15 protein-coding genes, 1 other RNA gene and 1 pseudogene are annotated in these 21,174 nt (G+C 40.7%); 4 read left to right on the forward strand and 13 right to left on the reverse strand.

Going from position 1 to position 21,174, the window contains the following annotated elements; translation table 11 throughout:
• Nucleotides 1-133: 133 nt before the first annotated feature.
• The 7 genes from NIT04_RS13285 to NIT04_RS13315 all read right to left on the reverse strand — a co-directional run bounded on the left by NIT04_RS13285 (nt 134) and on the right by NIT04_RS13315 (nt 9,867).
• Nucleotides 134-1,531 (reverse strand): amino acid permease, encoded by a 1,398-nt coding sequence (locus NIT04_RS13285; RefSeq protein ID WP_252505107.1) that lies wholly within the window; start codon nt 1,529-1,531, stop codon nt 134-136.
• Between the two features lie 51 nt (nt 1,532-1,582).
• On the reverse strand, nt 1,583-2,674 hold the full coding sequence (locus NIT04_RS13290) for an aromatic ring-hydroxylating dioxygenase subunit alpha (RefSeq protein ID WP_252504049.1): 1,092 nt from the start codon (nt 2,672-2,674) through the stop codon (nt 1,583-1,585).
• A gap of 1,025 nt (nt 2,675-3,699) precedes the next feature.
• Nucleotides 3,700-5,052: a hypothetical protein gene (locus tag NIT04_RS13295; RefSeq protein WP_252504050.1), complete on the reverse strand. Its 1,353-nt coding sequence runs from the start codon at nt 5,050-5,052 to the stop codon at nt 3,700-3,702.
• 325 nt (nt 5,053-5,377) lie between these two features.
• Entirely contained in the window at nt 5,378-6,847 is a 1,470-nt protein-coding gene (locus NIT04_RS13300) for a hypothetical protein (RefSeq protein WP_252504051.1), read from the reverse strand.
• Between the two features lie 978 nt (nt 6,848-7,825).
• Nucleotides 7,826-7,936, reverse strand: coding sequence for a putative holin-like toxin (locus NIT04_RS13305; protein WP_252504052.1), 111 nt, complete (start codon nt 7,934-7,936; stop codon nt 7,826-7,828).
• 241 nt (nt 7,937-8,177) lie between these two features.
• Entirely contained in the window at nt 8,178-9,491 is a 1,314-nt protein-coding gene (locus NIT04_RS13310) for a hypothetical protein (RefSeq protein WP_252504053.1), read from the reverse strand.
• Between the two features lie 7 nt (nt 9,492-9,498).
• On the reverse strand, nt 9,499-9,867 hold the full coding sequence (locus NIT04_RS13315; protein ID WP_252504054.1) for a hypothetical protein: 369 nt from the start codon (nt 9,865-9,867) through the stop codon (nt 9,499-9,501).
• Nucleotides 9,868-10,026: 159 nt separating this feature from the next.
• Between NIT04_RS13315 and NIT04_RS13320 the strand changes: the two are divergent.
• From NIT04_RS13320 to NIT04_RS13335, 4 genes and pseudogenes are all read left to right on the forward strand, one after another.
• Nucleotides 10,027-10,293, forward strand: a pseudogene (locus NIT04_RS13320) (tyrosine-type recombinase/integrase); the annotation flags it as partial.
• 794 nt (nt 10,294-11,087) lie between these two features.
• Nucleotides 11,088-12,209 carry a glutamate 5-kinase gene (proB, locus tag NIT04_RS13325; protein ID WP_252504056.1) on the forward strand — a complete coding sequence of 374 codons (1,122 nt, stop codon included), beginning with the start codon at nt 11,088-11,090 and terminating at the stop codon, nt 12,207-12,209.
• Nucleotides 12,206-13,453 (forward strand): glutamate-5-semialdehyde dehydrogenase, encoded by a 1,248-nt coding sequence (locus NIT04_RS13330; RefSeq protein WP_252504057.1) that lies wholly within the window; start codon nt 12,206-12,208, stop codon nt 13,451-13,453. Before proB ends, NIT04_RS13330 begins: the two co-directional genes overlap by 4 nt.
• A 192-nt stretch (nt 13,454-13,645) precedes the next feature.
• Nucleotides 13,646-14,824, forward strand: coding sequence for an aminotransferase class I/II-fold pyridoxal phosphate-dependent enzyme (locus NIT04_RS13335; RefSeq protein ID WP_252504058.1), 1,179 nt, complete (start codon nt 13,646-13,648; stop codon nt 14,822-14,824).
• 300 nt (nt 14,825-15,124) lie between these two features.
• On the opposite strand, the gene ssrA is transcribed toward NIT04_RS13335, so the two are convergent.
• From ssrA to eno, 6 genes are all read right to left on the reverse strand, one after another.
• Nucleotides 15,125-15,488, reverse strand: a transfer-messenger RNA (tmRNA) gene (gene ssrA, locus NIT04_RS13340).
• Between the two features lie 103 nt (nt 15,489-15,591).
• The gene (gene smpB / locus NIT04_RS13345; RefSeq protein ID WP_252504059.1) at nt 15,592-16,059 is read right to left on the reverse strand and encodes an SsrA-binding protein SmpB; all 468 of its coding nucleotides are present in this window, start codon (nt 16,057-16,059) and stop codon (nt 15,592-15,594) included.
• A gap of 58 nt (nt 16,060-16,117) precedes the next feature.
• The gene (rnr, locus tag NIT04_RS13350; RefSeq protein ID WP_252505108.1) at nt 16,118-18,406 is read right to left on the reverse strand and encodes a ribonuclease R; all 2,289 of its coding nucleotides are present in this window, start codon (nt 18,404-18,406) and stop codon (nt 16,118-16,120) included.
• Nucleotides 18,407-18,494: 88 nt separating this feature from the next.
• Nucleotides 18,495-19,241 carry a carboxylesterase gene (locus NIT04_RS13355; RefSeq protein WP_252504060.1) on the reverse strand — a complete coding sequence of 249 codons (747 nt, stop codon included), beginning with the start codon at nt 19,239-19,241 and terminating at the stop codon, nt 18,495-18,497.
• A gap of 274 nt (nt 19,242-19,515) precedes the next feature.
• On the reverse strand, nt 19,516-19,743 hold the full coding sequence (gene secG, locus NIT04_RS13360) for a preprotein translocase subunit SecG (protein WP_251696892.1): 228 nt from the start codon (nt 19,741-19,743) through the stop codon (nt 19,516-19,518).
• 120 nt (nt 19,744-19,863) lie between these two features.
• Nucleotides 19,864-21,159, reverse strand: coding sequence for a phosphopyruvate hydratase (gene eno / locus NIT04_RS13365; RefSeq protein WP_252504061.1), 1,296 nt, complete (start codon nt 21,157-21,159; stop codon nt 19,864-19,866).
• Nucleotides 21,160-21,174 lie beyond the last annotated feature (15 nt).

Raw genomic sequence — 21,174 nt, forward strand, 5'->3', positions numbered from 1 at the left:
TAATTCGTCAATAGCTTCACTTGTACTACTAATATAAGGCTCGAATTCCTCGTCGGTTTCTCCCCGCAACGGCGCTAGGTGGCTTCCCCTAACGCCAGCATGGATTTGATTTACTGCTAAAAATTTCCCATTCTTACTGGGAAGAAAGAACAGTTTTCCTCTTTCGCGTATACCTCAAATAATAATACAAATAACACAACCCGATAAAACCGAACCCTAAAGCAAGTGACACTCGCTGCGTCGGATCGAATGCGGCGAAAACGAATAACGATGCACAAATGACGATACATAGGATCGGGACGAATGGAAACAGACGGACCCGGAATTTCAGATCTTCCAGCTTTCCTCCGTCTTTCATATACTGCGTCCGGAAACGATATTGAGAGAACGCAATCGCCATCCACGTAATCGTCCCCCCGATTCCACTGACCGAGAGAAGGACGACAAAGAGTGTAGTCTCCGCAATGACACTGGTCAGCAAGGATAGAAGCGCAAATCCGAGAGTCACAAGCAGCGCATTCATCGGAACCCCCCGTTTGCTCAGCTTCCCGAACATCGGATGCGCCATCCCGTCGTTGGCCAATGAATAAAGGATCCGCGTACAAGCGAATAGTCCGGTGTTCCCGACGGAAAGGATGGCCGTCAAGATGACAAAGTTCATAATATCTGCGGCGTAGGGAATCCCGACGATGTCAAAAACTGTGACAAACGGACTTTCCAGCACACTCGCTTCTTTCCATGGGACGATTGCCGACAGGACAAAAATCGCCAATACGTAGAACACTAGGACACGCACAACGATGTTGCGGATGGCCTTCGGGATGTTCTTCTCCGGTTCCTGTGTTTCCCCCGCCGCCACACCCATGATTTCAGAGCCTTGGAATGCGTAAATGACAGTCATCATGACGATGAAGACCCCAGTCAGCCCTGTCGGGAAAACACCATCTCCGGTAATATTCGATAGATAGGGAGCCGGCGTCCCGTCCATCGTGATTAACCCGAACATCGCACAAAATCCGATACCGATGAATAGAATGACCGCCAATACTTTTATGCCCGCGAACCAATATTCCGTTTCGGCGAAGCTTTTTGTGCTAAGCGAATTGATGGAGAACAGGAGAACGACGAATACTGCACACCAGATCCATATAGGGACATCCGGAAACCATCTGCCCATCAACAAGCCCGCCGCGATAAATTCAAGCCCAACGTAAAGTGCCCAACTCAGCCAATACACCCAACCGATGACAAATCCTGATGCAGGTCCGATAAACTTCGTCGCATGCGCCTGAAAAGAACCTGAAACCGGCATGATGACGGATAACTCCCCTAGACATACCATAGCCAGATACATGAGGAGCCCACCTACCAGATAGGCTAAAATTGTCCCAATCGGCCCGGCTTCCCCGATGGCATACCCCGAACCGATAAACAGGCCGGTTCCAATGACGCCACCAAGCGAAATCATGAATAGGTGTCTGCTCTTCATCTCCCGCCTTAGCTTCTGCGGACTTTCTTGCATCGTCTTCATCTCCATTCACCATCCTCCTCATTGACTTTAATCGCACGTATGTGAAAGCGTTTACAAAACTTCGGACTCGACTTTTTGCAATGGCAAAAACGGTGCTAATCTTTGTTGCATGAGCAGATGGAAATGGTGGACACAGTTCTCGGTAAGCGAAAACCTGCCTTGTTGGTATACTCCCGTTTCAATCCCCTTTTGGACAACCTCACAGATCTCCTTGTCTTCCCGGCGTACGTCTTGATCGACGGCCATCAGCTCTTCTTCCTCTTCCGTGATCGTATCGTTCATGAAAAAAGTCGTATAGACGTACTTCGTCGTTTTATGATCAATCGGAATCGACTGGTGAATGGAGACATTCGGTGGGCCGGGGTCGAACGAAAACCACATATTCGGATAGAGCCAGTAGTATCTCCCGCCCTGCCCCATTTCGAAATCAGCGTTTTGCCCTTTTAGAGGAGTCGCTTGATAAACGTAATTGTCGTGCAGGCTCGATTCATATTGCTTCATATCCACTTTGGAAACGAGTGATTTATGGACACCTGGACAATGATCGCATTCCAAATAATTATCGATGCCGATTTTCCAATTTGAATGACAGATCGTTTCTTTCACCTGCATTTTCTTAAATTGATCCAAATTGTCTTTTTTCACATGTTCAAGCAATCCGCCGAACGTCTTTGCCATCGGTTCTGCATCCGGATCGAGATTCACAAAGATGAATGACTCGAAAATCTCCAATCTTACATCGTGCAAGCAAAAGGCAGATTCATCAAAGTTCTCGACACCTTTCATATTCGGAGCTCGGTTAAGCGATCCATCCAGCCGGTAAGACCAAGCATGATACGGGCAAGTGATAATACGCTTATTCCCTTCCCCTTCGACCAGCTTCGCAGCCCGGTGAGTGCAGACATTATAAAAGGCGCGAATCTCTCCATCGTTGCCCAATGTCACAAAAATCGGCTTGCCGACGATTTCAGTTGTAATATAATCGCCCGCTTTTTTGAACTCACTAACATGTCCAACATACTGCCACGTTTTACTGAAGATTTCTTTTAGCTCGACGTCCAGCACTTCCGGATTCGTGTACAGCCAAGATGGCAACGTGTGTGCTTCACTCAATTTTCCACTGACGCTTACTTCATTTCTCATTGATGAACCCTCCTATTCATTTAAAGAACGAGATCCAATCTTCTTTCCCACTACTGTATGAACGATTTTGCGTTTACAGAATCGATCCTATGGACTTGTCCCCCCACTCGTTAAAGAGATCACGTTTGAAAGTTGTTATTATTCTTTCAATTAATAATATAGTATCACAAAGTTTATTTTGTGGCTTTAATTATTTGTGGTTACATATTTGATTCACTTATAGGAAAAGGGATGACGATACTCTGATGCGGCTTTAAATACGAGGAAAGAAGCACTGGAAGTATTGGCGGAATTAAGGGTACTAATGAAGAATGGAACTCCCTACTAATACAAAATAATCTCCTAGTACAGTTAATAATAGACTGTTGGATAGCAGCACCGAATAGACAACACCTATTTCAATCGTTCCATTAATGACCGGCTACAAAGAAGAAGGTAGTTCGTAATTTGCCGGGGTATTACAAAGGAATGCTGGACAAGTTGGTTGATGAGACGTATTTCAAGGATATTTTCATGCTGGTTGGTAAGTCAGTAGAAGGGTTTTTTGTCCGTAAACACTAAGATACTGACAGCCGAAGAAAAAGAAAAGAAGAGCAGCATATGCTACTCTTCTCCTTTACGCACTTTCTTTCGGACTGATATTTAATACACATCTTACTCTCTACATCCATTTTAACACCATACAATAATTATTTATAGACTACTTTTCCACCCATCCGATACCTTATACTGTAATACGCAAGTCAAATAGTATAAAGGGTGTCGGTTTTCTCAATTACATTTATCGTAGTAGATACCTGCTAAATTCTTGGATTATCTCAAACTAGATCGTAAAGGAGGTATCCAACATCAAATGAAGACCAATTAAAACATTTATTAGATATATGACTTACTCTACCAATATACAGAACAACACGGTAGTAAAAAGCAATATATGGTTTTATACTTTATACTCCTTAATATTATTCATTAATAGTAAGGAGCAATAAATCCTCTCCTTTCTATTATACAACTACCCAAATAATCTATAGTTTAATTGGTCTGTTTTCTAATACTTTTTCTTTAAATTTAATGAACTCTATAATTGAAGTTGGTCTAAAAAATTGGTTAAACATCTTTTCAAAGATACCGCCCCCTAAAGTCTCTACACCCCCTTCATACTCTATTTGAATTGCTTGTCCATTGTATTCAAAAGGCTTTATTATATCAGGTACTTTATTTATCCTTTCAGTTTCTTTTTTGGTTAATAGTCTCACATTAATATTCGCTTTTTTTAACATACTAATCCATTTATTAAAATCCAATGACATTAATATATATATTTCTCCGCTTAATATTTTAACTTTATCGTTTATACTAAAATCACATAAAAACATTGGCTTTGCAGTTGGATCATTTAAAAACACTTTAAAATCAATTGTAGGAAATCCTATCCCACATGATTTTTTCCAACCTTCAAATGCTGTATGTATAGGGATATCCTTAGTATTGTAAACTCCTATAATCAAACAATCATCAATACTTCTTAATGCAAATTTCTTTTTCTGTACTTCTTTAAGCATGTCTCTCACTGTATTTTCAAAGAACACCGGTTCAAAAACCTCTTCTGAAATAAAAACATTATAACCTGTAGCAATATCTTTTCCTTCTCCAGAGTTAATAGTCTTTACCACTTCTGTATTTTTAACTTCTTGATTTATAAATCTTTTCATTTGTTTAATATACTTATCATCTTTGTCTTTTATTGTTTGGAATAACGCAAATTCACAATTTGTCTTTAAAAAAAGATCTAATGTATTAGAAATTTCTTCGTTTATTCGACCTTCTTTTAACTCTGCAAAACCTATACTCTTAGACTCACTATCCAATATCATTAGATCTGCAATTTGTATAAAGGATGTAATGTCAGTTAATAAAGCAAAATTAAATTCATTATTTTGGAAGATGTCTTCTACTACTCTAATTTCATGTGACAAATTAGAATTATATACTTCTACTTGTGGGTTATTTAAAAACAATCTTTTTACTTTCGTACTATCAAAATTTAGTATTGTCCAAGCAATAGAATCAGCAATTTTCCTAATAATACTCTCTTTATATTCTATAGATTTTATTTTATCCTCTAAAGTTTTTATTAAATTGGTTTCTCTATTTCTTCTAGATACTTTAAGTCTATCTTTTAATTTCCTTTTTTCTTTCCCTAAAATTAACAAATTTTGTATTATCAAATTTTGAGCTTTCATAAAACCTTTATGTACTTTACCTATTAATTCAATTGGTGGTTTTTTATTTTTATTAATTTCAACATGTTTTATTCCATATTCTAAAGCAAAAAACAATATTGACTTAATTTCTTTTTGAAATTTAACATCTAACAACTTGATATTCCCCCTAAAAAGTTATATTAGAAATAATGAAGGATGGAAGAGTTTCTAACAAGGAGGTGGTGGTGAAAGAACTAGTTTCTTTACAATGGTTAAACAAATGTATCTACATCTACATTAGTCGGGCCCTCCTACGCAACTAAGGAACCGGTTGGTGAATAACATTGAATGATGGGCTACGGAAGTTGGTAAAGCAAGTTTCGTTTAGGTTAAACCTAATTTGTAAATAAAGAGATTGAAAAGTAGGCTCTTTTTCAACGCCTTTTTTATTTATGATATAATTTAATCCTCGGAAACCCTTTCTGTTTTTTCGGAATGCTCATCTAAACAAATTTAATATCAAAATCAAAGATCTAATTACTTTGTTTTGGTTCTCTTCACTCAATTGATAAAATAGGGATAAGCCCGCGAAGACAGTTGCAGCAATTGACAGAACAACTGTTATAACTGACAGCCAAAAAGAGCTTTTTCTTAGGGAGTTGTTTGTTTTAATTTCTAGCAATTGAACAGTATCATCTATCATTTTTGCAAAGAATTGAGAGTGGTTATTGGTTTTCTCTACAATATAGCTAGTATTATCAACAATTAATTCAGTTGCACTGAGATCTTTGGGTTTTGATGGTTCAAAAGCCGTTATTTTTTTAACTTCCGCTTTAACCCTATCAAAATAATTCTCATCAATTTCATTCTTAAAGCGTTTAAGAATTTGCAAATTCTTTTCTAGCTCATACCTTATATTAATTAGGCTCTTATACTTTGGATTTTGCTTAGTTAAAGACGATAGAATTTTATTTTGATGGATCGCAACTTTTTTACTTGTATAATTTGCGTATTCTCTCATAACCATTATCGGTAGTAAACTCTCTGCAAATTCCTGCAATAAGTAAACAATTTGAAAATCAAGGGAGTGAAACATGGGCTCCTTTTTTATTTTACTATTACAAGTGACCTTTAAGGAATTATCAATAAAATGTGTGCTCCTATCATCCATAAATAAGTTCCAATAACCATCTTTAGAAATATCACTAAAGTAGCTATCCATCCCAACGGAACGCCAAAAGTTATTTACTTTCCCGTCATTCTTATGCTTTAAAGCACATGCTGATTGATTTAGTTTATATACTTCAATACTTGGTGGAATTAGCTTTGTAGTAGTGAAGAATAGATCGAAGTATTTGCTCACCTCTTTCATTGTTCTCCATTTTAGTTCTACAATGTAGTCTTCCAGTAATTGATTTTTAGTAATAGAAGCCGCTAATCTTCCTCCCCCCCAATATTTAAATAAATTCTTCAATGTGAGGTTGAATGTTAAATTTTCCCTTATGTTACCTTCGACAATCTTTTTGAATTCACTACAAAAATCTTTTGAGGGAGTAATGATGAATTGCAAAATAATTGAGGACGAAGATAAGTGTGTTCCATTTATATTCACTTTTTCTACAAATTGAGATATTTTCTCTTCTTCAAACTTAATATAACCAAAATTACTCCAGCGTCCCCCATGGATACTTTGCTTAACATTTATACAAAAATCATCTATCCTATCAATTTGACCAAATTCATACTGCATGCGGTGTTTATTTACTAACTTCTTAAGTCCTTTATTTAATTTATCAACATGCTCAATCGGGATATATTCAGCAACGTAAACTGACAGCAAGTCCAATTCAATATCTTGGGGTATTTCATTTGTTAGGTTTTTATCTCGTCTCCATGCTCGAATATTAATCCTTGCAGATTCCAAAACTTTGGGTATATGACTCAACTCAATTTTCCAGTTTTTATCCATAGGTATTTTCTCGATATACGGCACGGAAAATTCAGTAAATTTTTTATTGAATCTTTCTTTTAATGTTAGCCTATTACGACTGTGTGGATTCTTTATCTCTATTATAATTACCTCCATTATATATTTCAGGTTTATAGATTTTGGTGTTGAGTCCTATTTATTTCTATTGTCTTATACTCACACATTTTCTACAAGACTATTTAACCAAATAACAATTTATCAAAACGATACTAATCCAAACTATTCACTCCTTTGCTTGTTACTAATTACTAGGATTGAAGCAGAAATCCTGTTAAAAACCACACAAAAAAGCGTGAATTCTCGATCTAGAGAATTCATGCTTCCTATATGTGCTTCTATCAATAAAAATTATGGAGACGGTAGGAGTCGATCCCACGTCAAAAAGCACTGCTACTTCAGTCTACGCGTGTAGATTGACTACTTGCGTTTCGCGTTGCATTATGCCGTCAGTCAAGGCGTCTTGAGCGCTATCCTGATAATCTATTGCAACGGCCTCAGGAGGCGACCGTTAATGTATCCTACTAATAGGTGAGCCTAACAATGCCAGGCCGATTCAGCAACAATTAAGCTACGAATCCTAGGTTGCCGATTGCTTTGGAGTTATTATCAACTGCCGTTTCTGACGGAGTCGAGCCCTTCGACCAGCAACTCAAGTGCAGTAAAGGGTGTATCTTCATTTTGTCATTCAATCACTTAGCCTCCACTACATAAGAGGTGCAAGCGAAGAAATCCTGCTTTTTTTCAGTTGTTCTATTTGTAGATCTTGATTCCGTTCACTTGTCGGAACATGTGTATTCTCCGTATGATTGTGGTAAACTGAACATATACTAAAAGAGACCGGGTGCGCTAACACCCAGTCAATACAGCTGACATCCGCATGAAGTGCGGTCGGCCCATTAGCACGAGAGTTTTTACAAGAGTAACTGCCCTGCTTACTTGCCGGTTAGCGGAGGGTAGTTACTTTTTTCTTTTGGTGTATAGAGCAATCATCGCTACAATGGCTGATGCCGTTGCTACGAGGAACATTCCAAACTGGAACATCATATTCAATGCTTCGTATGTCACCATATAAACACCCCCTTTCGCAAGGGAGTGCCGACCTCCCATTCTATCACTAAACTATGGAAAGCGAACAGGAGTTTTAAATGCTCGCACAAAAAAAAGAAGCGCAAATCCTCCATATAGAGAATTTGCGCTTCTTGCTTTGCTGTTTTCCATAAAAACCAATAACCTAAATGAACATTCTCCACATTTAATATAAGGTGCATAATGTTTACAATTTGTGTTGCAAAAAAATATGATGCCTTTTTTAAAATACTCTTATATTAGACTCTTTATCTTCTTTTTCGGTATATTCACCGTTTTTCCAATCAGCATAAATATAATCTACCCACCCATTATCTTGATAACGTATACTTTCATTATACCATCTGCTTTCTTCCTCTATATAGTCTTCGAAAAGCATTTGCTCTTCACGTTGATTATGGTATTCGTCATCTATTCTTTCAATTGCCTCTAATTCATCCAAGCTAGATACATTAAAAGATCTCTTAAAAATCAAACCTATACCTTCTTCCGGTTTGCCATTTAATATTTCTCCCGTGAATTCTTTCACATTGAGATTATTGAAATCCTTTTTGAAAACTTTTCCATTCCAAGGTTTTTCGTTATTCAGTTCTCCATCGAATTCTAATCTTCCCTCACGGTATAACTTACCTCTGACTCTTTTAGAGCTATCATATTCACCTTCAAAAATAATTTTTCCTTTTTGATTATAAACTTTAGCATATCCATGCTTTTCGCCATTAACTATTTGTCCCCAATATGCAATATTTCCATTTGTATGTACATCAATACCCTTGCCTTCGAAGGGTTTTCCATCAATATAATATGCATCGATTAATGGCTCATTTAAAGGTTCGTAGATAAAATTTTTTAATAATCCTTTGTTAATTAATCGTTTGTCTGAGGTTTTTTGATACTCTATTTTATAGAGTGGGTTAACTCCAAAATAACCTGTATATTGACCTGTAGTAAAATCCCCTTGAATTATAAAGCCTCTTAACCTTTCGTAACCATCTGAGTTATATAGTATACCTTCTCCATTATACAAATCTCCTGATATGATTTTATAATGATTAGCAGATAAGATTTTCACTCCATTCTTGTCTACGGATAATTCCGTTTTATTAAAGGTTAATTTGTAGATCTTATGCATTAATATATATTTTTCAACAGTCAGAAATTCTTCTATATCATGTTCCTGCAAATTTCCCACCAAAGACATCGGGATAAAATCTAAAAATAACTCTCTACTAGTTTTTTTTATGTATCCAATAAGTCTCTCATCTTCTAAATCTAAATACTTTTGAATAGTATACAGTGAGTTATATAAGCTATACAAATCTTGGATGTCTTTGTTACTCAAATCAGTCCTTAATGATGCAACATTTTCAATCCAATTATTATCAAAAAACGCCTGATCTATTACTAAGTGATCTTTTTTCAGAATATGCTTTATATATAAATCTCTAATTATCGAAAAACCTCGTTGTAAATCGTAGTAAACTATCAAAGCTTTTGATCGTTTATTTTCAACTTCTCGGGTTTGCTCTATACGCATTAAGTCTTTAGATATCTGTAAACTTTTTTTTCGTCAGTTCCTTATTTTCATTATTACTTGTAACCTCAAAATCCTTTAATTCTTCAGAAATACTCAAGCTTCTATCGTTTATTTTCCAGACCATATAACTAAAAATAGCAGTTACTACAATGGAATATATTGATAATACCCATGTAACTATATAAGAAAGAGAGGCCATTGAAGGTGCTGTTCTAGATGGTTGGCCTTGCAATGCTAGCATCCTATTAAAAGCTTCTACTAAATTCCCAAATATCAAATATGCAAAAATACAGGCTAGTATTACTCCAATAATTAAGCATGTAGCTATAAGTCGTAAGGGATTAATTTTTATACCATTTTTTTCATTTTCTTGCATAATTTATCTCCTACTACAATTAGAATTAGGCATCAGGTTCTATGACAATATAGAACCTGATACCTTTTAGATTAATACTTAGTTCTATTGTAAGTTAAACTTATTTGACCTTCAACATATTGGAAGAACTTATTACAACCATAGCAGCTTGTATTCAGCAATGAGCATAATGAGTATTTGCAGCCTACGAAAACCAGCAAATGGATTTTACATGTGCAGAAGAAATATAGCATCGGTACAATAACTACGCAGGGTTTACGCCAGACCCATTGTTCGATGTTATTTGAAGCGGGAGCTACTTTGAAAGAAGTGCAAGATCATTTAGGACATAGTGACGTTCAGACGACAATGAACATCTATGCCCATGTTACGAAGAAGGCAATAGAAGAAGCTATATTGAAGTTTGCCAACTACATTGAGATGTAGATAAATAACTATGCTCTGACTACGTATTTGACTATGTTCGATTGATACTATATGAAATCAGATGAAACAAGGTAAAAGAAAAAACCCTTGAATATCAAGGGTTTTGACACTGTTAAAACTCCATATTAAACTATGGAAACGGCGGGAGTCGAACCCGCGTCCAGAGGCTCCAACACTTCAGCGTCTACGCGTGTAGATTGACTACTTGTGGTTCGCGTAGCATTATGCCGTCAATCAAGGCGTCTTGTACGCTATCCTGTTAGTCTCTTGTAACGGCCCAGGAGGCGACCGTTACCGTATCCCACTAAGAGTGAGCCTTGCAATGCCACGTGGGCGATGGAATCATAAGGCAGATTCAGTTAGCTTTTAAGCTGCGAATGCTCGTTTTTCATGAGATTGCGTTAGCCAACTGTTAGCATTTTACCTATTGACACCCCAATCATTCCTCGCCATAATAGTAAACAATATATTTGAACGTTAATAAAGAATCAGTAAGTAGTCCCTGCTATAAAAGAGAGTGGAATTTATGAGCTGAAAGATTCCACAATAGAAAGCCTACCGAACCTACCTTTAGAGTCCCATGCCAAAACATGGGCGCGGAACATGCGTTATTGTTAAAGTGGAATGTGCACACTTTTGTGCGCCATTCAAGTAATGGTGGTACCGCGGAAGCAAGCCCTTTCGTCCTTATATTTTTAGGATGAATGGGCTTTATTTGTGTTGATGTAGATGTATTTTCAACAAGATTATTCTTATTGATAGCTTTTCAGAAAAAATTGTAGAGGTGATCTTAAATGCGTAAACAACGTATCGTTGTCAAAATAGGAAGTAGTTCCCTTACAAATGAAAAAGGGGAAATTGATCAAGAAAAACTTGGCAATCATGTAGATGCACTGGCTATGCTTCGAAAAGCAAATCATGAAGTCATCCTTGTAACTTCCGGTGCTGTTGCTGCAGGATTCCGCGGACTAGGTTATTCATCAAGACCAGTAACCTTAAAAGGCAGGCAAGCGGCAGCAGCTATCGGTCAAAGTTTATTAATCCAATCTTATATAGAGAAATTTGGTGCTTATGATATAACCCCAGCTATGCTTTTGTTAACAAGAGATGATTTCTCTAATCGTGAGCGCTACCGTAATGCTTACGCTACGATAACAGAACTGTTAGATAGGGGCATTTTACCAATCATTAATGAAAATGACACTGTATCGATTGCAGAATTGACATTTGGTGATAACGATATGCTATCTGCCTTGGTTAGTGGCTTTATTCATGCCGACCAACTAATTATTCTAACAGATATTAATGGAATCTATAGCGGTAATCCCCGAACAAACCCTACAGCATTCAAGTATGATTTTTTACAGGAAATATCAAATGAAATGATTCAAGCTGCAGATTCAGGCGGGTCCAAAGTTGGAACAGGTGGCATGAAATCGAAGATAATGGCGGCTAAGACCGCAACGTCACTGGGAATCCCTGTTTTCATCGGTCATGGTAAAGGGACGGATAAACTGATGCAAGTTTTGAAAGGAAACGGTGATGGAACTTATATCGCTAGTCATTCCAAGTCCCCTATTAACACAAGGAAACAATGGATTGCGCTCCACTCGGAATCAGCAGGGAAGATTTATGTTGATCAAGGAGCCGAGGAAGCCATATCACAGAGAGGAAGTAGTTTGCTCTCAGCTGGAGTCATTAAAATTAGTGGTACTTTTGAAAAGGGAGATGTTGTCCAGGTCTATGGTATCCATGATTTACTTGGTAAGGGAGAAGTAAGCTGTTCTTCTGTTGAATTACAGAAGGAAATTGAGAGTTACTTGGATAGAGACAGGGACATATTTACCCCTTCCATCGAAGTAATCCATCGCGATGGTTGGGTAAGTATACAAAAAATGGGGGAGGTTTTATCATGAGTGAAGTGGTTCAAAAAGGAAAGGCTGCAAAAAAAGCAAGTTATCTCATGTCAGGTGTGACAACGATAGAAAAAAATGATGCATTAGCATTGATCGCAGAACAACTAATTTTAGATAAAGATATCATTTTTCGTGAAAATGGAAAGGATCTTATAGCTGGTAAAGACAAAGGGCTTTCGGAATCTGTATTAGATCGGATTATGCTCAATCAAGAACGCCTAAAAGGTATTGCTGCTGCCATACAGCAAATCATCGAACTCGATGACCCAATTGGCAAAACTCTAGCATCGATCACGAACGATAATGGCTTGATCATCGAGGAAACGCGTGTACCAATTGGCGTTGTAGCGATGATTTATGAAGCACGACCAAATGTAACAGTCGATGCAGCTACACTCACGCTGAAAACTGGAAATGCGGTGATCTTAAGGGGAAGTTCTTCAGCTAAACATTCCAATATGGCGTTAGTGAGCACAATTCACCGTGCATTGGAAAAGAGCACACTCCCAACTGATGCTGTGCAATTAATCGAGGATACTAGTCGAGAAACAGCTAGCGAGTTATTCCGGCTAAATGAATATTTGGATGTATTAATACCACGAGGTGGAAAGAACTTAATTGATACAGTTGTGCGAGAAGCTTCTGTTCCAGTAATTGAAACTGGTGCTGGTAACTGTCACGTATTTATTGATCAAACAGCAAAACAAGCGATGGCAGAACAAATTGTTTTAAACGCAAAACTCCAGCGGCCATCCGTTTGTAATGCAATTGAATCTCTTTTAATTGATAAAACATGGTTTGCAAACTACGGCGAAGAGCTTTTAAAGAAATTAGATGCAAATGGTGTTGAAATCTATGCCGACGAGATCGTTCGTAAAGCTTTCCCAGCAGCGAACGAAGCGACAGAAGAAGCCTGGGGTACGGAATACCTTGGACACGCCATTAGTGTGAAGTTGGTGGATACTGTAGAACAGGCAATCGAGCATATTAATCAATACGGAACGAAGCATTCCGAATCGATTATTACGGAAAATGATGCACATGCTAACATGTTCTTGCAGCATGTTGATGCAGCAGCTGTTTATCATAATGCATCAACTCGCTTTACCGATGGCTTTGAATTTGGGTTTGGAGCAGAAATCGGAATCAGTACACAAAAATTACATGCTAGAGGTCCAATGGGGCTAAAAGCATTGACTTCTACTAAATTTCAAATTAAGGGGAATGGACAAGTTAGAAATTAAAGAAGAAGCTTATAGTAAGGTCGATGAGTTACTGGAGGACTCCCTCCATTTTTTATTTGGATCGTATTTGTCAAGCCCAGGCAAAAAAAATCGGAAATCTCAATCCCTTTTTAGACCTCTTTGCAATTGATGTCTAGTTTATGATAATATAATTTTTAAAATCAATTTTTCACAAACAAGGAGTGCTTTCCATTGAAGATCGAACCTTCGTTAAAAATGTCCATTTTTGAACCCGCTATTTTTGCAGACTTGAAAGCAGCAGCCGCGGCGAAAAAAGCGACTGGCGCTGAACTGATCGATTTGAGTCTTGGGAGCCCGGATCTTCCGCCGGACGAAAAAGTGAGACGTGTACTATCGGAACAAAGCGCTCAAGCAAATACATACGGCTATACACTCGGCGGCACAAAACGGTTCCATGAAGCTGTCGCGAATTATTATAAAAGACGCTCCGGCATCACGCTAGATCCGGTCACGGAAGTCCTTCAAACAATGGGATCTCAGGAAGGACTCGTTCATCTTCCGTTAGCCTTTTGCAATGAAGGGGATATCGTGCTGACAACGAATCCCGCCTATGTCGCGTACGAAGCGGGCATCAAGCTGGCGGGTGCGGTTCCGTACGAAATGCCATTGCGTGCAGAAAACGGCTTCTTGCCCAATTTGGATGAAATTCCAGAAGACGTTGCGCAACGAGCAAAGATGATCATTTTGAACTTGCCGGGAAATCCGGTTCCAGCGTTGCCAGACGCACAGTTTTTTGACAAAGTCGTTGCGTTTGCCAAGAAATACAATATCCTTGTTCTCCATGACGCGGCGTATTCGGAGTATTATTTCACTGGAGATTCTCCGACTAGTTTTCTATCGACGCCAGGGGCAATGGACGTCGGAGTAGAAATCAATTCTTTATCCAAAAGTTTCAGTCTTGCCGGCGCACGCATTGCTTATTTAGTCGGTAACGCCGAGATTATTCGTATCTTTAAAGAGTTGAAATCGAATTTGGATTACGGGACGTTTGGACCGATACAAGAAGCGGCTGTAACAGCGCTCGATCATGCGGAAGAAATTACGGATCGCCTGCGAAAAGTTTTTTCGGAACGTCATCATGTGTTAATGAATGGCTTAGCCGAGATTGGTTGGACTGTAACCCCTTCAAACGGCGGCATGTTCGTTTGGGCGAAATATCCGTTTGACATGGATGACAAGGAATTTGTCTTCAAAGCAATCGATCAATGCGGTGTCGTCATGGTGCCAGGGAGTATCTTCGGTTCTGAAGGTACAGGCTATGTCCGATTGGCACTCATCCAAAAGGCGGAAGCACTTCAAATAGCAGTTGAGCAATTAAGCAAACTAGAAGTTATTGCAGAAGCTAAATAACGAATGTAAAAAAGGTTAGAAAGGACATGTACTTCTGTTCCTTTTCTAACCTTTTCTGCTTGAAGAGCGACGCATGAACGACCAATACTATTAAATTTAAGTACCAATTTAAGTACTAGGCACCTAAAAAATTTCACAAAGCTTGATTTCATCGATGTTTCGGCTCTGTTTTTCACTATGGATTGACTTTGTTTTGACTATATTTCGTTGAAATCCAATAATATCGTATGACATGAAAAAACGCCATAAACCTTGATGTGATAAGGTTTATGGCGTTCAATGAAACTCCATGAAATTAAACTATGGAGACGGTGGGAGTCGAACCCACGTCCAAAGGCTCTGCTACTTCAGCGTCTACGCGTGTAGATTGACTACTTGCGGTTCGCGCTGCATTATGCCGTCAATCAAGGCGTCTTGAGCGCTATCCTGATTGTCTCTTGCAACGGCCTCAGGAGGCGACCGTTACCGTATCCCACTAATAGGTGAGCCTAACAATGCCACATGGGCGATGGAACTGCTAGGCAGATTCATCAGCTAATTAAGCTGCGAATGCTAGGTTATTGTTTGTTTTGCCAGTTATTATTAACTGTCGTTTCTGACGGAGACGATCCCTCCGACGCGCAGCTCAAGCCCAGACCACCCCTGTCGAATCCGTAACGTCCCCGTTATAAAAGGTTGTTACACCTTTAAAGGGATGTCAGGAATGCCTGTTGAAAGGCTTCTGAACTATATCACTACTAATACTATACAACATTTTGACGTAAAAATCAATACTGCTGTTTCGCCTTGAACGCGCGTTCCATCTCACGTTTCGCTTCCTTCTTCTTCAGATCGTCGCGTTTATCGTAGAGCTTCTTCCCTTTACCGACGCCGATCAATACTTTTGCGAAGCCGTCTTTCAAGTACATTTTCAATGGCACGATTGAATAGCCTTCTTGTTTCACTTGCCCAACGAGTGACGCGATCTGCTTTTTATGAAGCAGCAGTTTCCTTGAACGCAATGGGTCGTGGTTGAATTGATTTCCCTGTTCGTATGGACTGATATGCATGTTGGAAATCCATGCTTCATTGTTCCGGATAAGGACGAACGCATCGCGCAATTGCACTTTGCCATTACGGATCGATTTGATTTCCGTTCCTTGCAGCACAATCCCTGCTTCAATCGTTTCTTCAATCGCAAAGTCATGGTTTGCTTTTTTATTGATGGCCAGTACTTTCCCTTGACCTTTAGCCATAATGGTATCCCCCCACATTTAAATGCCACGGCATTCGCCTAAACGAATGCCGCCACGTTTATTTTCTCTTTCTTGGAGCCTGTTTCTTCTTCTTTTTCGCTACACCTTCATAAAACTTCTTTTTCTGGCTTGGTGCACCTTTTTTCTTCTCACCTTTAGGCTTATCGGAATCTCCCCGGCGTCCGCCGCCACTTGATGACTTCTTCGCATGGATGACTTTCGGCGTTTCCTTCCGTTTCCGGTGGAACGACTGCTTCATCCCTGCAATTTCAAAGTCAATCGCCGATTCCTCAGGTTTGACGGAAACGACGCGGATCGTCACTTCATCGCCAATCCTGAACTGCTTCCCTGTATGCTCGCCGATCATCATCATTTGACGGTCGTCGAAACGATAATAATCATCCGTCATATAGCTGACGTGGACGAGCCCTTCAACCGTGTTTTCCAGCTCCACGAACATGCCGAAGTTCGTCACTGACGAAATGACACCATCGAACTCCTCGCCGATCTTGTCGAGCATAAACTGCGCCTTCTTCAATGCGTCCGTATCACGTTCCGCATCAACCGCCCGTCGTTCGCGCTCGGACGTGTGCTGCGCAATTTCAGACATGTTGGCGTTCCAATGCGCAATCGTCTCCGAAGATACATCTTTATTGATCAAATACGTCCGGATAAGCCTATGGACGATCAAGTCAGGATAACGTCTGATCGGCGACGTGAAATGCGTATAGAAATCAGCTGACAAACCGAAGTGGCCGAGACTTTCTTCGAAATACTTCGCCTGTTGCATGGAACGGAGGAGCATTGTCGAAATGACGGTCTCTTCCGGCATGCCTTCGATTGACTCGACGATTTCCTGCAAGGCGCGAGGATGCACTTTATTCCCCGTCCCTTTCACGACGATACCGAAGTTTGTCAGAAACTCAAAGAAACGTTGGAGCTTTTCCGCTTTCGGGTCTTCGTGGATCCGATAGAGGAACGGCACTTGTAGCCAGTGGAAGTGCTCTGCAACCGTTTCGTTCGCAGCCAACATGAACTCCTCGATGAGGCGTTCCGCCGCTGTACGGTCCCGCAACACGATATCAGTCGGCCATCCTTGTTCGTCGACAATGACTTTTGATTCCTTGAAATCGAAGTCGATGGCACCGCGGTCGATTCGTTTTTGCCTCAAGATGGAAGCGAGCTCCGCCATATCATTCAGCATTGGAACGATATGCTCGTATTTTTTCATGAGCTCTTCATCTTTTTCCTCGATGATTTTATAGACGTCCGTATACGTCATTCGTTCCTTTGATTGTATTACGCTCTCAAAAATTTCATGATCGATAACTTTCCCGTTGCCATCGATTGTCATCTCACATGACATCGTCAGACGATCAACGTGAGGATTCAAGGAACAAATGCCGTTCGACAGCTTATGAGGAAGCATCGGAATCACTCGGTCCGTCAAATAGACGCTCGTCGCGCGGTCATACGCCTCATCATCGAGCGGCGTATTCTCCCGCACATAATAACTGACATCCGCGATATGGACGGATAATGTATATGTTCCGTTATCATTCTTGACGAGCGAAATGGCATCATCCAAGTCCTTTGCATCGGCTCCGTCGATTGTAATGACGAGGTCTTCCCTCAAGTCACGGCGTTTGAATAGATCCTTCTCCTGCACTTCGTCCGGTGTCTTATTCGCCTGGTCCATCACTTCTTGTGGGAACTCGACTTCAATTCCGTGCTTATGGATGATTGAAAGAATGTCGACCCCTGGATCATTTTTATGTCCGAGGATTTGCACGACCATGCCAGTTGCCGATTTTAGTTCGCTCGGCCATTCCGTAATTTCTACGACGACTTTATGTCCTTCGACAGCGTCAAGCGAATGTCCTTTTCCAATGAAAATATCCATTGGCAGTTTCTTATCGTCAGGAATGACAAAACCGAAGCCGCGATTATCTTGGTATGTTCCGACAACCTTCGTCGTTTTCCGTTCAGCGATTCGAATGATCGCACCTTCGCGACGGTCGCCGTAATCTCCTTTTGAAACACGTACGAGTACGATATCCCCGTTCATCGCGCCGTTCACTTCAGGAGGCGGAATGAATATATCGTCCATTCCATCCGTTTCCGGTGTGACGAATCCGAATCCTTTCGCATGCCCGATGAATTTACCTCTTACTAGGTTCATGCGCTCCGGGACGCCGTAACGGTTTGTGCGGGAGCGGACAATTTCACCTTTTTGTTCCAGCTGCACGAGCATCTTTACAAGCTCCTTGAATTCCGCAGCTCCTTCAATACCTAATGACTCCTGGATTTCCTGAACCGTCAATGGTTTATACGATTCCTCTTTCATGAAAGACAACAGTCTTGTTTTTAACTCTTCGTCAATAAAATCCAATTACCATCCCTCCATTCATAACTATCGTCAACTAATTCCATTTTCACACGTTCCAGTCAAGTGATTCAAGAAATTGAAATACATCTTCATGAAGCTGTTCTTTTTCCGGACCGAGCGTAATGACATGACCGGATTTTTCGAACCACTCGATTTGCTTCTTTTCGGACGCTGCATTGTCATAAATGACCGTTGCGGAATCCGGATCGATCACTTCGTCATTCCGTGATTGGATGACGAGGAGCGGTGCTTCGATTTCCGGAAGCTGTCCTCTTACATCGTCGACAAGCTTCGTTAAGTCGGCAAGCGACGGCATCGTTTTATCGCGGAGCACACTTACTTCTTCTTCGATTTCAGCTTTCGTTTTTCCTTCATACCTTTTATAGTCGGAGGCATACTTCAAAACGCCTTCATACAATTTGTCCGGAGTTTTCATCGACATTGGGGAGCACATAGTTACAATACCCTTCACTGGCATTTTAACCCCTAATTTCAATGAAAATACGCCGCCTAAAGATAATCCGCCGACTGCGATTTCTTCGTATCCGGCTTGTTTTAATTGATTGTATCCTGCAACGACGTCTTCCCACCATTCGTCCGGACCTGTTTCGATCAGTTGTTCCGGCGGGACACCATGTCCTTTGTAGTGCGGCGCGAGTGATGTATAGCCTTTCTTCTCTAAAAATCGGCCGAGCATCCTGACGTCCGCGGATGTTCCGGTGAAGCCGTGCAGCAGCAATACAGCCCGTTTGCCGCTTTCAAAAAAGAATGGCTTCGGTTGTGCAATTCTCAAATCCTTCACCCTTCCAATAGTAAAAAAGTGATTTCCGCTACAGGCGGACGCTTTCCTGCTCCCAACTCTTCGCTTTTGGTCGCAAAAGCCGTTCTTCGTTACGGCTTTCGCTGGAGTCGCCGCCTTTCGCTCCCATCCTATCATTACATCAATTAATGTAGAATTAAATAAAAATATCCTTATGTATACTATCATTCCCTCTTCGTAGCGGAAAAAAACGCCCGACCATACGGGTGGCCAGGCGTTTGTCAGTTATGCGATTATATAATTCCGATTAAATCTTCACGATGGCGATCGCCAAAATGAAAAATAAAATTGAAAGTACAATTGTCACTCTTTGAAGCACCAAGTCTAATCCTCGTGCTTTCTGTTTCCCAAAAAGTTGTTCGGCACCACCGGAGATGGCTCCAGACAGACCTGCACTTTTTCCGGATTGCAATAATACAACAACAATCAACGCCAATGAAACGATTAATAGCAACGTCATTAACAAAGCATGCACTTTGTTCCACCTCCTGAGTAGAGCATCTCAACATTTATATTCTATCAAACATTTTTCACTGTTACAACAAGTTTCGAGTCAAAAGCAATCAGCCGGCTTTGGCCGGCTGATTCAAAATGATTATTTTTTAAGGTTATAGAACGTTTTTGTTCCAAGGTAGACTGCTGTTTCATCCAATTGGTCCTCGATGCGAAGCAATTGGTTGTATTTCGCGACGCGGTCTGTGCGTGAAGGGGCACCTGTCTTAATTTGGCCCGCATTTGTCGCCACAGCGATGTCTGCGATTGTCGTATCTTCGGATTCACCGGAACGGTGGGAGATGACTGCAGTGTAGCCTGCGCGTTTCGCCATTTCGATCGCATCGAATGTTTCCGTCAATGTGCCGATTTGGTTCACTTTGATAAGGATCGAGTTGCCGACACCCTCTTCAATGCCGCGCTCCAATTTTTCTGTGTTCGTAACGAATAGATCGTCACCGACCAATTGGACTTTCGAGCCAAGTCGCTCTGTCAACAGTTTGTGTCCAGCCCAGTCGTTTTCATCAAGGCCGTCTTCGATCGAAACAATCGGATATTTTGAGCAAAGCTCTTCATACCAAGCAACCATTTCTTCGGACGTCTTCGTAATCCCTTCTCCCGCTAGACGGTAATGATTAGCTTTGCTGTCGTAAAACTCGGAAGCTGCGACGTCCATTGCGAGCAATACTTCTTCGCCGGGTTTGTATCCTGCTTTTTCGATTGCTTCCATAATTGTCGATAGCGCTTCTTCGTTGGATGCTAAGTTCGGTGCGAAACCGCCTTCGTCCCCAACAGAAGTGTTTAGGCCTTTCGATTTCAAGACGTCTCTCAGGCTATGGAAGATTTCAGTTCCCATGCGAAGACCGTGACGGAATGATTCCGCGCCTACCGGCATGACCATGAATTCCTGGATATCGACGTTGTTATCCGCATGTTCTCCACCGTTCAAAATGTTCATCATCGGAACAGGCAGTTGCTTCGCGTTTACGCCGCCAAGGTATTGGTAGAGCGGAAGGTCCAAGTAATCCGCTGCAGCGTGTGCAACTGCCATGGAAACGCCGAGAATCGCGTTTGCGCCAAGTTTGCCTTTATTCTTTGTGCCATCCAGTTCAAGCAGCGCATTGTCGACGACAACTTGATCTAACACTGAGTAATTGTCCACGATTTCATCCGCAATGATTTCATTGACATGATCAACCGCTTTTAAAACACCTTTTCCAAGATAACGGGATGCGTCTCCGTCGCGCAATTCGACTGCCTCGTATTCACCTGTGGAAGCGCCTGAAGGAACGATGGCGCGGCCGAACGCTCCGCTTTCTGTAAACACTTCAACTTCAACAGTCGGGTTACCGCGTGAATCAAGAACTTCTCTTGCTTGGATATGAGTAATGATTGGCATTTCAATCTCTCCCTT

The sequence above is a fragment of the Sporosarcina sp. Marseille-Q4943 genome, assembly GCF_943736995.1.
Lineage (GTDB): Bacteria > Bacillota > Bacilli > Bacillales_A > Planococcaceae > Sporosarcina.

Bases quoted from the DNA above. Each gene is read 5' to 3' on its own strand.
- NIT04_RS13285 (WP_252505107.1), bottom strand. From the start codon at position 1,531: ATGAAGACGATGCAAGAAAGTCCGCAGAAGCTAAGGCGGGAGATGAAG.
- NIT04_RS13290 (WP_252504049.1), bottom strand. From the start codon at position 2,674: ATGAGAAATGAAGTAAGCGTCAGTGGAAAATTGAGTGAAGCACACACG.
- NIT04_RS13300 (WP_252504051.1), bottom strand. From the start codon at position 6,847: ATGGATAAAAACTGGAAAATTGAGTTGAGTCATATACCCAAAGTTTTG.
- NIT04_RS13305 (WP_252504052.1), bottom strand. From the start codon at position 7,936: ATGGTGACATACGAAGCATTGAATATGATGTTCCAGTTTGGAATGTTC.
- NIT04_RS13310 (WP_252504053.1), bottom strand. From the start codon at position 9,491: ATGCGTATAGAGCAAACCCGAGAAGTTGAAAATAAACGATCAAAAGCT.
- NIT04_RS13315 (WP_252504054.1), bottom strand. From the start codon at position 9,867: ATGCAAGAAAATGAAAAAAATGGTATAAAAATTAATCCCTTACGACTT.
- proB (WP_252504056.1), top strand. From the start codon at position 11,088: ATGCGTAAACAACGTATCGTTGTCAAAATAGGAAGTAGTTCCCTTACA.
- NIT04_RS13330 (WP_252504057.1), top strand. From the start codon at position 12,206: ATGAGTGAAGTGGTTCAAAAAGGAAAGGCTGCAAAAAAAGCAAGTTAT.
- smpB (WP_252504059.1), bottom strand. From the start codon at position 16,059: ATGGCTAAAGGTCAAGGGAAAGTACTGGCCATCAATAAAAAAGCAAAC.
- rnr (WP_252505108.1), bottom strand. From the start codon at position 18,406: ATGAAAGAGGAATCGTATAAACCATTGACGGTTCAGGAAATCCAGGAG.
- eno (WP_252504061.1), bottom strand. From the start codon at position 21,159: ATGCCAATCATTACTCATATCCAAGCAAGAGAAGTTCTTGATTCACGC.